Annotated in this window: 14 protein-coding genes; 13 read left to right on the forward strand and 1 reads right to left on the reverse strand. The window is 61.4% G+C overall.

What is annotated here, in order from left to right:
* Positions 1-56 precede the first annotated feature (56 nt).
* The 10 genes from ccmA to mlaA all read left to right on the forward strand — a co-directional run bounded on the left by ccmA (position 57) and on the right by mlaA (position 7908).
* The gene (gene ccmA / locus IMX17_RS00560; protein WP_015378626.1) at positions 57-689 is read left to right on the forward strand and encodes a cytochrome c biogenesis heme-transporting ATPase CcmA; all 633 of its coding nucleotides are present in this window, start codon (positions 57-59) and stop codon (positions 687-689) included.
* Positions 689-1348 (forward strand): heme exporter protein CcmB, encoded by a 660-nt coding sequence (gene ccmB, locus IMX17_RS00565; RefSeq protein WP_049200134.1) that lies wholly within the window; start codon positions 689-691, stop codon positions 1346-1348. The genes ccmA and ccmB overlap by 1 nt, the downstream gene beginning before the upstream one ends.
* Before the next feature lie 118 nt (positions 1349-1466).
* A complete protein-coding gene (locus IMX17_RS00570; protein WP_004936270.1) occupies positions 1467-2204 on the forward strand; it encodes a heme ABC transporter permease in 738 nt (245 codons plus the stop codon).
* Positions 2201-2437 carry a heme exporter protein CcmD gene (gene ccmD, locus IMX17_RS00575; protein ID WP_033651976.1) on the forward strand — a complete coding sequence of 79 codons (237 nt, stop codon included), beginning with the start codon at positions 2201-2203 and terminating at the stop codon, positions 2435-2437. The genes IMX17_RS00570 and ccmD overlap by 4 nt, the downstream gene beginning before the upstream one ends.
* Positions 2434-2928 carry a cytochrome c maturation protein CcmE gene (ccmE, locus tag IMX17_RS00580; protein ID WP_004936264.1) on the forward strand — a complete coding sequence of 165 codons (495 nt, stop codon included), beginning with the start codon at positions 2434-2436 and terminating at the stop codon, positions 2926-2928. Before ccmD ends, ccmE begins: the two co-directional genes overlap by 4 nt.
* Positions 2925-4895, forward strand: a complete 1971-nt coding sequence (locus tag IMX17_RS00585) for a heme lyase CcmF/NrfE family subunit (RefSeq protein WP_033632468.1) — start codon at positions 2925-2927, stop codon at positions 4893-4895. Before ccmE ends, IMX17_RS00585 begins: the two co-directional genes overlap by 4 nt.
* A complete protein-coding gene (locus tag IMX17_RS00590; RefSeq protein ID WP_033632469.1) occupies positions 4892-5443 on the forward strand; it encodes a DsbE family thiol:disulfide interchange protein in 552 nt (183 codons plus the stop codon). The genes IMX17_RS00585 and IMX17_RS00590 overlap by 4 nt, the downstream gene beginning before the upstream one ends.
* The gene (locus tag IMX17_RS00595; RefSeq protein WP_033632470.1) at positions 5440-5907 is read left to right on the forward strand and encodes a cytochrome c-type biogenesis protein; all 468 of its coding nucleotides are present in this window, start codon (positions 5440-5442) and stop codon (positions 5905-5907) included. Before IMX17_RS00590 ends, IMX17_RS00595 begins: the two co-directional genes overlap by 4 nt.
* Positions 5907-7121: a c-type cytochrome biogenesis protein CcmI gene (ccmI, locus tag IMX17_RS00600; RefSeq protein ID WP_182264095.1), complete on the forward strand. Its 1215-nt coding sequence runs from the start codon at positions 5907-5909 to the stop codon at positions 7119-7121. The genes IMX17_RS00595 and ccmI overlap by 1 nt, the downstream gene beginning before the upstream one ends.
* Positions 7122-7149: 28 nt before the next feature.
* Positions 7150-7908, forward strand: coding sequence for a phospholipid-binding lipoprotein MlaA (gene mlaA, locus IMX17_RS00605; protein WP_033643913.1), 759 nt, complete (start codon positions 7150-7152; stop codon positions 7906-7908).
* A 117-nt stretch (positions 7909-8025) separates the two neighbouring features.
* Here the strand turns inward: mlaA and fadL are convergent, their stop codons facing one another.
* Complete coding sequence (gene fadL, locus IMX17_RS00610; protein WP_182264096.1) at positions 8026-9348, reverse strand: long-chain fatty acid transporter FadL; 1323 nt, start codon at positions 9346-9348, stop codon at positions 8026-8028.
* 405 nt (positions 9349-9753) lie between these two features.
* Between fadL and IMX17_RS00615 the strand changes: the two genes are divergently transcribed.
* From IMX17_RS00615 to fadJ, 3 genes are all read left to right on the forward strand, one after another.
* Positions 9754-10050 carry a YfcZ/YiiS family protein gene (locus IMX17_RS00615; protein WP_072145088.1) on the forward strand — a complete coding sequence of 99 codons (297 nt, stop codon included), beginning with the start codon at positions 9754-9756 and terminating at the stop codon, positions 10048-10050.
* Between the two features lie 196 nt (positions 10051-10246).
* On the forward strand, positions 10247-11557 hold the full coding sequence (gene fadI / locus IMX17_RS00620) for an acetyl-CoA C-acyltransferase FadI (RefSeq protein ID WP_046896287.1): 1311 nt from the start codon (positions 10247-10249) through the stop codon (positions 11555-11557).
* Positions 11557-13722 carry a fatty acid oxidation complex subunit alpha FadJ gene (gene fadJ / locus IMX17_RS00625; protein WP_182265079.1) on the forward strand — a complete coding sequence of 722 codons (2166 nt, stop codon included), beginning with the start codon at positions 11557-11559 and terminating at the stop codon, positions 13720-13722. The genes fadI and fadJ overlap by 1 nt, the downstream gene beginning before the upstream one ends.
* Positions 13723-13915 lie beyond the last annotated feature (193 nt).

Consider the following 13915-nt stretch of genomic DNA (forward strand, 5'->3'; position numbering starts at 1 on the left):
GTGGGGAAAGGCTTATGCTATGATTCGCTATCCCAAAGAAAAATATGAGTTCCCTGATGCTGGAAGCCAAAAGTCTGAGTTGCGTGCGCGATGAGCGCATCCTGTTTAGCGAGCTAAGCTTTTCAGTTCAGCCGGGCGATATCATTCAGGTAGAAGGGCCGAACGGCGCGGGCAAGACCAGTTTGCTGCGCATCCTCGCCGGTCTGGCGCGGCCGGACGGCGGTGAGGTGTGCTGGCGCGGGCGCAACACGCTGCGCGATCGCGCGGCGTATCAGCAAGATTTGCTGTTTATCGGCCATCAACCGGGCATCAAAGCCGTATTGACACCCTTCGAAAATCTGCAGTTTTATCAGGCGGTGCGCGGCGCGGCCGAGCATCAGGCCATCTGGCGCGCGCTGGAGCAGGTGGGGCTGGTGGGTTACGAAGATCTGCCGGTGGCGCAGCTGTCGGCGGGGCAGCAGCGGCGCGTGGCGCTGGCGCGCCTGTGGCTGAGCGCGGCGCCGCTGTGGATCCTCGATGAACCGTTGACGGCAATCGATAAACAGGGCGTGGCCGAGTTGATTAGCCTTTTTGAACAACATGCGCAGCGGGGCGGCATGGTATTGTTGACCACGCACCAGGATTTGGCCGGCGTCAGCCAAACGGTGGGCAAAATTCGTTTGGCGGAACACGACGCGGGGAGTTTGTGATGTTTTTGACTCTGGTGCGTCGCGAATTGAAGATCGCCTGCCGTAAAGGGTCGGAGATCGTCAACCCGCTGTGGTTTTTCCTGATTGTGATCACGCTGTTCCCGCTGGGGATTGGCCCTGAACCGCAGCTGCTGGCGCGCATTGCGCCGGGCATCGTGTGGGTGGCGGCGCTGCTGGCCTCGCTGCTGTCGCTGGAGCGGCTGTTTCGCGACGACTTTCTCGACGGTTCGCTGGAGCAGCTGTTGCTGCTGCCGACGCCGCTGCCGATGACGGTGCTGGGCAAAGTGTGTGCTCACTGGGTTGTGACGGGATTGCCGCTGCTGATCCTGTCGCCGCTGGTGGCGCTGCTGCTGTCGCTTAATATGCAAACCTGGCTGGCGGTGGCGGGTACGCTGCTGCTCGGCACGCCGACGCTGAGTCTGATCGGCGCTATCGGCGTGGGGCTGACCGTCGGCCTGCGCAAAGGGGGCGTGCTGCTCAGCCTGCTGGTGCTGCCGCTGTATATCCCGGTGCTGATCTTCGCCACCGGCGCGATCGACGCCGCCTCGATGGGCATGCCGATCGACGGTTATCTGGCGATACTCGGCGCGATGCTGGCGGGCAGCGTAACATTGGCGCCGTTTGCCACCGCGGCGGCGCTGCGAGTGAGCGTGCACTAGCTAACGTATTGAGAACAGACGGGGCAAGGCCGACAAGAGCGTACCCCACAGAAGATTTTCGCCGTTTCGAACGTTCGGAGCGGCCGACGCATAAAAATTACCGTGAGCACTGACGACAATGTGGAAATGGTTACATCAACTGGCGCGGCCCGAACGGCTGTATCACGTCTGCGGCCGCTTTATCCCCTGGCTGGGGCTGGCGGCGGCGGCCTGCCTGCTGCTTGGCTGGGCATGGGGCTTTGGCTTCGCGCCGAAGGATTATCAGCAGGGCGATAGCTTCCGCATCATTTATATTCATGTGCCGGCGGCCATGTGGTCGATGGGCATCTACGCCTCGATGGCGGTGGCGGCGTTTATCGGCCTGGTGTGGCAGATGAAAATGTCCGATACCGTGGTGGCGGCGATGGCGCCGATCGGCGCGGTGTTCACCTTTATCGCGCTGGTGACCGGCTCCGCCTGGGGTAAGCCGATGTGGGGCACCTGGTGGGTATGGGACGCGCGTCTGACCTCCGAACTGGTGCTGCTGTTCCTCTATATGGGCGTCATCGCGCTGTATAACGCTTTCGAGGACCGCCGCCTGGCGGGCCGCGCCGCCGGCATTCTGGTGCTGGTGGGCGTGGTGAACATTCCGATCATCCATTTCTCCGTCGAATGGTGGAATACGCTGCATCAGGGCTCGACCAACATGCAGCAATCCATCGCGCCAAGCATGCGCACCCCGCTGCGCTGGGCGATCCTCGGCTACCTGCTGTTGTTCGTCACGCTGACGCTGATGCGCCTGCGCAATCTGATCCTGTTCCAGGAGCGCCAACGCCCGTGGGTTGCCGGGCTGGTGAATAAGGAGCGTCAGTCATGAATGCCGCGTTCGATTCCTGGCCGGCGTTTTTCGCCATGGGCGGTTATGCCTTCTATGTCTGGCTGGCGGTTGCCGTCACGCTGATTTCGCTGTTGGGGCTGGTGGCGCACACCGTCTGGCAGCGGCGGCTATTGCTCGCCGAGATCGGCCGCCGTCAGGCGCGCGAGCGGCGCATTCGCCATGCGCAACAATCAAAACAAAAATCCGCCGCACCGCGGGAGAAATCATTGTGAATCCACGTCGTAAAAGCCGCCTTTATCTGGCGATCGTTGTGCTGATCGGCATCGCGCTGACCGCAACCCTGATGCTGTACGCGCTGCGCTCCAACATCGATCTGTTCTACACCCCGGGTGAAATCCTGCAGGGCAAGGGCGAAAACCATGAAAAGCCCGAGGTTGGCCAGCGGCTGCGCATCGGCGGCATGGTGATGCCCGGCTCGGTGAAGCGCGATCCCAATACGCTGCAGGTCAGCTTCAAGATTTACGATGCGCGCGGCGCGATCGGCGTGACCTACACCGGCATTCTGCCGGACCTGTTCCGCGAAGGGCAGGGCGTGGTGGCGCAGGGCGTGCTGGGCGAGGGCAACGTGGTCAATGCGCGCGAAGTGCTGGCCAAGCACGACGAGAAATACACTCCGCCGGAAGTGGCCGACGCGATGAAAGAGAATCACAAAGGGCCGGCGGAAGCGTATAACGCGCCGCAGGCGGAGGGCGCCAAGTCATGATGCCGGAACTGGGCAGTTTTCTGCTGTGCCTGGCGCTGGCGATCGCGCTGCTGCTGAGCATTTACCCGCAGTGGGGCGCGGCGCGGCAGGACAGCCGCATGATGGCGGTGGCCCGCCCGCTGACCTACGGCATGTTCGCCGCGATTGCGCTGGCGTTCCTGTGCCTGGTGCATGCCTTCGTAGTCAATGACTTTACCGTCGCCTACGTGGCCACCAACTCCAATACCCAACTACCGGTGTATTACCGCATCGCCGCCACCTGGGGGGCGCACGAAGGTTCGCTGCTGCTGTGGGTGCTGCTGCTGAGCTGCTGGTCGCTGGCGGTGGCGTTGTGCAGCCGGGCGATGCCACAGGACGCGGTGGCGCGGGTGTTGTCGGTGATGGGCATGATCACCGCCGGCTTCCTGCTGTTCATCATCATGACCTCCAACCCGTTCACCCGCACGCTGCCTAACTTCCCGATCGACGGCAGCGATCTCAACCCGCTGCTGCAGGATATCGGCCTGATCTTCCACCCGCCGCTGCTGTACATGGGCTATGTCGGCTTCTCGGTCGCCTTCGCGTTCGCCATCGCCTCGCTGATGGCCGGCCGGCTCGACACCGCCTGGGCGCGCTGGTCGCGCCCGTGGACCACCGCCGCCTGGGTGTTCCTCACGCTGGGCATCGTGCTCGGATCGGCCTGGGCCTACTATGAGCTGGGCTGGGGCGGCTGGTGGTTCTGGGATCCGGTGGAGAACGCTTCCTTTATGCCGTGGCTGGCCGGCACCGCGCTGATGCATTCGCTGGCGGTGACCGAGAAACGCGGCACGTTCAAAGCCTGGACGGTGTTGCTGGCGATCACCGCCTTCTCGCTGTGCCTGCTGGGCACCTTCCTGGTGCGCTCCGGCGTGCTGGTCTCGGTGCACTCCTTCGCCTCCGACCCGGCGCGCGGCATGTTTATTCTCGCCTATCTGGTGATCGTCATCGGCGGTTCGCTGCTGCTGTACGCGGTCAAGGGCGGCCAGGTGCGCAGCCGGGTGCAGCACGAGACCTTCTCGCGCGAGACCTTCCTGCTGGGCAACAACGTGTTGCTGATCGCCGCCATGCTGGTGGTGCTGTTGGGCACGTTGCTGCCGCTGGTGCACAAACAGTTGGGGCTGGGCAGCATTTCGATCGGCGAGCCGTTCTTCAACACCATGTTCACCTGGCTGATGGCGCCGTTGGCGCTGCTGTTGGGCATCGGGCCGCTGGTGCGCTGGCGCCGCGATGAGCCGGGCAAGCTGTGGCGCCGCCTCGGCGTGGCGCTGCTGGTGACGCTGGTGCTGTCGATTCTGCTGCCGTGGCTGTTGCAGGACAGCATCGCCGGCATGACGGTGGTGGGCCTGATTATGGCGCTGTGGGTGATCATCCTGACGCTGATGGAGCTGCATGAGCGCGCCACCCATCGTCACGGTTTCTGGCGCGGCCTGCGGCAGCTGTCCCGCAGCCACTGGGGCATGGTGCTCGGCCACCTCGGCGTGGCGGTGACGGTGATCGGCATCGCCTTCAGCCAGAACTACAGCGTGGAGCGCGACGTGCGGATGAAGGCCGGCGACAGCGTGGATATTCACAACTATCACTTCGTGTTCCGCGACGTGCACGACATTCGCGGTCCGAACTACAGCGGCGGCGTCGGTATCATCGACGTCACGCGCAACGGCAAGCCGGAGGCGACGCTGCACGCGGAGAAACGCTACTACAGCGTGGCGCGCAGCATGATGACCGAGGCGGCGATCGACGGCGGGTTCAGCCGCGATCTGTACGCGGCGCTGGGCGAGGAGCTGGAAGACGGCTCCTGGGCGGTGCGCCTGTATTACAAACCCTTCGTGCGCTGGATCTGGTTCGGCGGCGTCTTTATGGCGATCGGCGGCCTGCTGTGCATTCTCGACCCGCGTTATCGCATGAGCAAAAAGCTCAAGCGTGAAGGCAAGCTGGAGGCGCAATCATGAAGCGTAAGCTGCTGTTTATCCCGTTGGTGCTCTTCCTGCTGCTGGTGGTGGCCCTGATGGTGCAACTGACGCGCAACGCCGGCGGCGAAGATCCGACCATGCTGGAGTCGGCGCTGATCGGCAAACCGGTGCCGACCTTCAGGCTGGAATCGTTGGATCAGCCGGGCAAAACCTACGATCAGGCGGTGCTGCGCGACGGCAAGCCGATATTGCTCAACGTCTGGGCGACCTGGTGCCCGACCTGCCGCGCGGAGCACCAGTATCTCAATACGCTGGCGGCGCGCGGCGTGCGGGTGGTCGGCCTGAACTATAAAGACGATCGCGCCAAGGCGGTGACCTGGCTCAATTCCCTCGGCAATCCCTATGCCCTCAGCCTGTATGACGGCGATGGCATGCTGGGCTTGGATCTCGGGGTGTACGGCGCGCCTGAGACCTTCCTTATCGACGGCCAGGGGATTATTCGCTATCGCCACGCCGGCGACATGAACGAGCGCGTCTGGCAGCAGGAAGTGCTGCCGCTGTATAGAAAGTACGGGGGTGAGGCATGAGGCTGATTGTCCTGTTGTGCGCCGCGTTGCTGAGCTGGAGCGCCGCTGCGGCGATCGATACCTATCGCTTTAACTCCGTCGAGCAGGAGCAGCAGTATCGCGAGTTGACCGAACAGCTGCGTTGCCCTAAATGCCAGAACAACAGCATTGCCGATTCCAACGCCATCATCGCCGCCGACATGCGCACCAAGGTGTATGAGCTGATGATGCAGGGGCAAAGCAAGCAGCAGATCATCGACTACATGGTGGCGCGTTATGGCAATTTCGTCACCTACGAACCGCCGGTAACGCCGGCGACGCTGATCTTGTGGATCGGCCCGCTGCTGTTCGTGCTGATAGGCGGGGCGGTGGTGATCCTGCGCACCCGTCGCCGGCCCGACGCGGCGGTGGACGATGAATTCTCTGAACGGGAACGGCAGCGCCTGGCGGCGCTGTTGCAAGAGACTGACAGGAAGAAACCCTAATGGCTTTTTGGCTGATTATTTGCGTGTTGCTGGCCGGCGCCGCAGCAACGCTGGTGGTGCCGGCGATGCGCCACGGCAAGCAGAGCGCCGCCACGCGCGATGCGCTCAACAAGGCGTTCTATCAGGATCGCCTCAGCGAACTGGAGCAGGACGAGCAACAGGGCGTGGTGGCCGAGCGCCCGGAACTGGTGAAAGAGCTGCAACAGAACCTGTTGAACGACATCCCGGCCGAGCAGATGGCGCAGGCGAAGCCGATCAACCGCTGGGCGTTAGTGCCGGGCGTGCTGTTATTGCTGGCGGTGACCGTTGGCTTTTATCTGAAAACCGGCGGGCTGGCGCAGGTGCTGGACTGGCGTCTGGTGCAGGCGCAAATGCCGGAATTGCGTGAGCGCGTCGCCAATGAGCGCGCCAAACCGCTGAGCATGGAAGAGATCGCTCGCCTCGGGCTGGGGCTGCGCACCGAGCTGCAGCAGGACGATCGCAATATCAATGACTGGATGATGCTGGGGCGCGTCGGCATGGCGCTGAACAACGCCACTACCGCCACGCAGGCGTTTGCCCATGCCTATCAATTGGATCCGAATAGTCTGGAAGTGCGGCTCGGCTATGCCGAGGTCTTGACGCGATCCAACGATCCGGAGGATAACAAGCAGGCGACGCAGCTGTTGCGGCGCATGATTGCGGAAAATCACAGCGATCCGCGGGTGCTCAGCCTGTTGGCGTTTAATGCTTTCGAACAGGGCGATTTCAAACAGGCGATCGGCGCCTGGCAGGTGATGTTGCAGCTGCTGCCGGCCAACGATCCGCGCGCGGAAGTGATAAAGCGCAGTATTGCACAAGCAAAAGCCCAGGCTGGCGGAGAAACTGTTAAACTGAATGTGACTGTTTCGCTGTCACCGCAGGCGGCGAAAGCCATGCCGCCGCAGGGGACGCTGGTTATCTCGGTGACCGACGGCGTCAGCCCGGTGCCGGTCGCGGTAAAACAATTGCCGTTGAGCCGTTTTCCGCTGTCTTTCTCTCTGGACGACAGCAACGCCATGATGCCCGAGCGTCTACTCTCGGCACAGCATCAGGTGCAGGTGCGTGTGCGCCTCTCACAGGACGGATTGGCCACGCCGCAGCCGGGGGACTGGTTCGGCGAAAGCTCGCTGCAGACATTCAGCGGCAAAGAGCAGGTTAGCGTTCAGATAAACAAGCAGGTCCCTGAAAAATAAGACCGAACGTGTTTTTATGGAGAAAAATATGAACTTTCGCCTGACTGGGGTGGCATTCGCAGCGGCATTACTGGTGGGCTGTGCCAGCGCGCCAGACAATGAGCCGCAAGGGCGTTCCGATCCTCTGGAAGGATTTAACCGGACGATGTTCGACTTCAACTACAACGTCCTGGATCCTTATATCCTGCGTCCGGTCGCGGTGGCCTGGCGTGACTACGTGCCGATGCCGGCGCGTAACGGCATCAGCAACTTCACCTCTAACCTGGAAGAGCCGGCCAGCATGGTCAACGCCTTCCTGAAGGGCGATCCTTACCGCGGGATGATCCACTTCAACCGTTTCTTCCTGAACACCCTGCTCGGGATGGGCGGCCTGATCGACGTGGCCGGCATGGCCAACCCGAAACTGGCGCGCGAAGAGCCGAACCGTTTCGGCAGCACGTTGGGGCATTACGATGTGGGCTACGGTCCGTACGTGATGCTGCCAGGCTACGGCAGCTTTACCCTGCGTGAAGACGGCGGCGACTTTGCGGATACGCTGTATCCGATGCTGAGCTACCTGACTTTCTGGATGTCGGCGGGCAAATGGGTGGTCGAGGGGATCGAAACTCGCGCTCAACTGCTGGATTCCGACGGCCTGCTGCGCAACTCCTCCGATCCTTATGTCATGGTGCGTGAAGCTTACTTCCAGCGCCACGACTTCATCGCCAACGGCGGTTCGCTCAAGCCGGAAGAGAACCCGAACGCCAAGGCGATTCAGGGCGATCTGGACGAAATCGACTCGCAGTAACCGCCGGCCTTATGCCCATGAAAACCCGCCGTCTGGCGGGTTTTTTTACGCCCGCGGCGAGCGACAGGCAAAGAAAAAGCGCCCCGCGGGGCGCTTTGGCATCCATCTCAGGCGAGATTAGAAGCGGTAGTTGAAGTTGGCGCCGTACAGCCAGGCCTTGCCTTCGGAGGTGAAGGTGTAAGGACCTTCATTGATGGTGACTTTCTGGCCGTGCATGTAGGACACGCCGACGTCAACCGAGGCGTCTTTGTTGAACGCATAGGTGGTACCGGCACTCAGCCAGAAACGGTCCTGATCCGGAATGGAGATCGAACGGTTTTGGGCAGGCACCGGGCTGTCATCGAAGGCGATACCGGTACGGAAGGTCCAGTTATCGTCGTAGAAGTAGGTGGTGCCCAGCGCGATGCGGTAAGCGTCTTTGAAGCCTTCATGCTTCTGGAACAGCGTCTGGCCGTTGTTGCCGGTGGCTCTCAACTCCTGGAACTGGCTCCAGCTGGTGTAGGCCAGGCTGTAGTGAACGGCCCACTGCGGCGCCACTTTGTTGTAACCGGACAGCTCCCACATTTCAGGCAGGTGCAGGCTCAGAGAACCCGGGATGGTGGTGCCGTTGGTGCCCCACGGCAGACCTTTAGAGGCCAGCAACGGGTTGAAGGCTGAAGGCAGGCTGCTCTTGTAATCGCCGTCGAAGTCGATTTTCACTTCTGAGCGATAGGTGAAGCCGTAACGGTTGTTTTCATCCACTTCGTAGAGAATACCGGCGTTCCAGCCGAAGCCCCATTCGTCGCCTTTCAGGTGCGAAATCTGGGTATCTGCCGGGATCTGCGAAACCGGGCCGGCCAACTGTGGCGGTAACTGGCCCGATCCGGCGATCAATTTTGGCAGATCGCCGGCGTAACGCTCGAGTTTAGCCTTGGCGTAGACGGCGTCAAAACCCAGACCGAAGCTGAAGTTCTTGTTCAGGCGATAAGCGCCGCTCAGGTTCAGGTTCAGGGTTTCCAGATCGGTTTTGCCGCCCATGGAGCCCGCCGCATAACCGTTGTTGTATTCGGTCGCCAAACCAAAGTTGCTGGTGACCGAGCCGCCTACGGCGAATTGATCGTTAATCGGGTGAACATAATGCAGGTTCGGCACCCAGGCGGTCGGCGCGATGTTTTTCGCATCCAGGCTGGCGCGGGAAGGTGAGGTACCGGAAATATCTACGTCCGGATCGATGAAGACTGCGCCGAAAGAGAGTTCCGGGCGGGTATACATCATCAGCAACGCCGGGTTGCGGCTTGCGGAGGCCGCCGTATCCGCCATGGCGCCTTCGCCAGAATACGAACGTCCTAAACCAGCTGATGAGAACTCATTCAGCTGGAATCCTGCGGCAGACACGTTTGAAGAAATAATTGCCACTGCAGCTGCGAGAGCTGATTTAGTCAATAGGTTTTTCTGGCTCATGACCAAAACCTCATTATGTGTTTATTATTTAAACTATTGTTACACGAAGTAACAAGGAGCGCGGGATTGTAGGGTCCGTTATCGTTCAGACAAATCAGACCAGTGGCTGAAGTATAGGTCTGACCTGTGAAAATGTTGCAAGTTTGTTTTTGAGATATTTCCACTCTGATATCAAAAAAGAGATCTGCTTAACAAAAAGACAGTGGTAAATAACAAAATTCTTACCATTTCTTAGCAGGCGCTCCTTTTTATTTGTGATTTCCATCACTTAAAACACCCAGTAAAAGTAAGTGCTAGTGATTGCCGGCTTGGGAGCGTAAAATACCCACAGAATTTTGTGGCTTTGCGCCGGTGAATAAAACGGCAATTTGGGCTGATAACAGAGGCCCTTGAGGAGAACCAACCATGTCAGATGCAATTAATAAATGCAGCGCCCAGGAAACCGCCGCGTGTTGCTGCGTGGATGTCGGCACCGTGATGGATAACACCGATTGCACCGCATCCTACAGCCAGGTGTTCAGCAATCAACAAGATGCGGAGGCGATGCTGGCGGCGCTGAGCGAAAAGGCGCGCGCGGTCGAATCCGACCCCTGTGACATCAGCAGTAGCATTAAACCGGTTGACGGCGGCGTACAATTGGAAGCCGATTTTACCTTCGCCTGCCAGGCGGAAACCCTGATCTTCCAGCTCGGCCTGCGTTAATCCCCGCTTTACCCCCGGCGCCGCCTGCTGCGCGCCGGGGATTTCCTTCCCCGCCTCGTTCCCGATAGAAAGTGCGCCTGCTCGCAGTTTTGATCTCTGCCGGTTTGCCAAATGTAACCGTTTGGTTAACAATGACCTCATCAGGTCAGACCTCTTTCTGCCCATTGCGCTGACGTTATTTTCTTCAGGAGCATTTATGAGTAAGGCACTGCCGTTGGTGACCCGTCATGGTGACCGCATTGCGATTGTGAATGGACTGCGTACCCCCTTTGCCAAACAGGCGACCGCCTATCACGGCATTCCGGCGGTGGATTTAGGGAAAACGGCGGTGAGCGAGCTGTTGGCGCGCAGCGGTATCGAGCCGCAACTGATCGAACAACTGGTGTTCGGCCAGGTGGTGCAAATGCCCGAGGCGCCGAACATCGCGCGTGAGATCGTGCTTGGCACCGGCATGAGCGTCCATACCGACGCCTACAGCGTGTCGCGCGCCTGCGCCACCAGCTTCCAGGCGATCGCCAACGTGGCGGAGAGCATCATGGCCGGCAGCATCAGCGTCGGCATCGCCGGCGGGGCGGACTCTTCTTCCGTCTTGCCGATCGGCGTCAGCAAGGCGCTGGCGCGCACGTTGGTGGACGTCAACAAGGCGCGCACGCTGTCGCAGCGCCTCAAATTGTTCAGCCGGCTGAAATTCCGCGATCTGATGCCGGTGCCGCCGGCGGTGGCGGAGTATTCCACCGGCCTGCGCATGGGCGATACCGCCGAACAGATGGCGAAAAGCCACGGCATCACCCGTGAAGCGCAAGATGCGCTGGCGCATCGTTCCCACGAGCTGGCGGCCAAAGCCTGGCGGGAGGGGTGGCTGCGCGACGAGGTGATGACCGCCTACGTGCCGCCTTACCGCGCTCAGCTTTCTGAAGACAACAATATCCGCAAAGACTCCAGCCTGGCTTCCTACGCCAAGCTGAAACCGGCGTTCGATCGCAAGCACGGCAGCGTCACTGCGGCCAACAGCACGCCGTTGACCGACGGCGCGGCGGCGGTACTGATGATGAGCGAATCGCGCGCCAAAGAGTTGGGGCTGCAGCCGCTCGGCTATCTGCGCAGTTTCGCCTTCGCTGCCATCGATGTGTGGGAAGACATGCTGCTGGGGCCCTCCTACGCCACGCCGCTGGCGCTGGATCGCGCCGGCATCGGCCTGGCCGATCTGACGCTCATCGACATGCATGAAGCCTTCGCCGCGCAAACGCTGGCCAACCTGAAGATGTTCGCCAGCGAAGCGTTCGCCCGCGAGAAGCTTGGCCGCAGCCAGGCAATCGGCGAAGTGGACATGGACAAATTCAACGTATTGGGCGGTTCTATCGCCTATGGTCACCCGTTCGCCGCCACCGGCGCGCGCATGATTACCCAGACGCTGCGTGAGCTGAAACGCCGCGGCGGCGGGCTGGGCCTGACCACCGCCTGCGCCGCCGGCGGGTTAGGGGCCGCGATGATCGTGGAGGTGGAATGATGAGCGTCGAAAACGCATTGCACGAGCAGCGCGCCAAACCGTCGGCCTTTCAACTGACGATCCGCCCCGACAACATCGGGGTGATCACCATCGACGTGCCGGGCGACAAGGTCAATACGCTCAAGGCCGAGTTCGTCGAACAGGTTAACGACGTGCTGATCCGCGCGCAGCAGCATACTGCGCTGGAAGGGCTGGTGATCGTTTCCGGCAAGCCGGACTCGTTTATCGCCGGCGCCGATATCACCATGATCGCCGCCTGCACCAGCGCCAAAGAGGCGGAAACGCTGGCCAAGAAAGGGCAGAGCACGCTGGCGCAGATCGCCGCCTTCCCGGTGCCGGTGGTGGCGGCCATCCACGGCGCCTGCCTGGGCGGCGGGCTGGAATTGGCGCTGGCCTGCCACGGCCGCGTCTGTTCGCTGGATGACAAAACCGCGCTCGGTCTGCCGGAAGTGCAGCTGGGCTTGCTGCCGGGCTCCGGCGGCACTCAGCGCCTGCCGCGCCTGGTAGGCGCCGCCAAGGCGCTGGACATGATCCTGACCGGCAAGCACATTCGCGCCCGCCAGGCGCTGCGCATGGGGCTGGTGGACGACGCCGTGCCGCAATCGATTTTGCTGCAGACCGCCATCGAGCGGGTGAAGCAGGGCTGGAAGCATCAGCGCGAGCTGCCGTGGCAGGATCGTCTGCTCAACGGCCCGCTGGGCAGAAATCTGCTGTTCAGCATCGTGCGCAAGAAAACGTTGGCGAAAACGCACGGCAACTACCCGGCGGCGGAGCGCATTATTCAGGTGGTGCGCACCGGGCTGGATCACGGCAGCGCCAGCGGCTATGAAGCCGAAGCGCGCGCCTTTGGCGAGCTGGCGATGACGCCGCAATCGGCGGCGTTGCGCAGCCTGTTCTTCGCTTCCACCGCGCTGAAAAAAGAGCGGGGCGGCGATGCTCAGCCGCGCGCCTTGCATCGCGTCGGCATTCTCGGCGGCGGCCTGATGGGGGGCGGCATCGCCTGCGTCACCGCCACCCGCGGCGGTTTGCCGGTTCGCATCAAAGACATCAATGAAACCGGCATCAATCATGCGCTGAAATACAGTTGGGACGTGCTCGGCAAGCGGGTGCGCAGCAAGCGCATGCGCCCGGCGGAGCGGCAAAAGCAGATGATGTTGATCTCCGGCTCTACCGATTACACCGGCTTCGAGCAGGTGGATATCGTGGTCGAGGCGGTGTTTGAGGATCTGGCGCTGAAGCAGAAAATGGTGGCCGAGATTGAAGCGAACTGCGCGCCGCATACCGTGTTCGCCTCCAATACCTCCTCGCTGCCTATCGGTCAAATCGCCGAACAGGCCCAGCGGCCGCAGCAGGTGATCGGTCTGCACTACTTCAGCCCGGTGGACAAAATGCCGCTGGTGGAAGTGATCCCGCACGCTGGCACCAGCGAACAAACCATCGCCACCACCGTGGCGCTGGCGCACAAGCAGGGCAAGACCGCCATCGTGGTGGGCGACAGCGCCGGTTTTTATGTCAACCGCATCCTGGCGCCGTACATCAACGAAGCGGCGCGCTGCCTGCTGGAAGGCGAGCCCATTGAATCGCTGGACAAAGCACTGGTGGACTTCGGCTTCCCGGTCGGCCCTATCACCCTGTTGGACGAAGTGGGCATCGACGTCGGCACCAAGATCATTCCGGTGCTGGTTGAGGCGCTGGGGCCGCGCTTCGCCGCGCCTGCCGCGTTCGATGCGGTGCTGAAGGACGGGCGTAAAGGGCGCAAGAACGGCCGCGGCTTCTATCTTTACCCGAGCGAGGGGCAGCAGCGCCAGCGGCGTAAGCGCGCGGACACCTCATTGTATACGTTGCTCGGCGTCACGCCGAAGGCGCACATGCTGCCGGCGACCATTGCCCAGCGCTGCGTGATGATGATGCTGAACGAAGCGGCGCGCTGCCTGGATGAAGGCGTGATCCGCAGCGCGCGCGACGGTGACATCGGTGCGGTGTTCGGCATCGGTTTCCCGCCGTTCCTTGGCGGCCCGTTCCGCTATATGGATGAACTCGGCGCCGAGAAAGTGGTGAAGACGCTGGACTACCTGCGTCAGCAGCACGGCGAGCACTTCGCGCCCTGCGAACGCCTGCAGCGCATGGCGCAGCAGGGCGAACGTTTTTACCCGCTGGGGAGTTGAACGCAGGGCGGCCCGATTTGCACTATAGTTGCAACAGGGCCGCGTTGTGATCGCCATCACTCCTTGCGACAGCGTCAGCCCGTGAGGCTGTACAGCAAGGCTGCGGCAGCGGTAAGTTAGCTTGAGCGCCATCAATAATTTTCATGGCGAAAAGGTTAAAATTTAACCCGTTGAATTGATTGTTCTATGAGCA

The organism is Serratia sp. X3 (assembly GCF_014982455.1).
Taxonomy (GTDB): domain Bacteria; phylum Pseudomonadota; class Gammaproteobacteria; order Enterobacterales; family Enterobacteriaceae; genus Serratia; species Serratia ureilytica.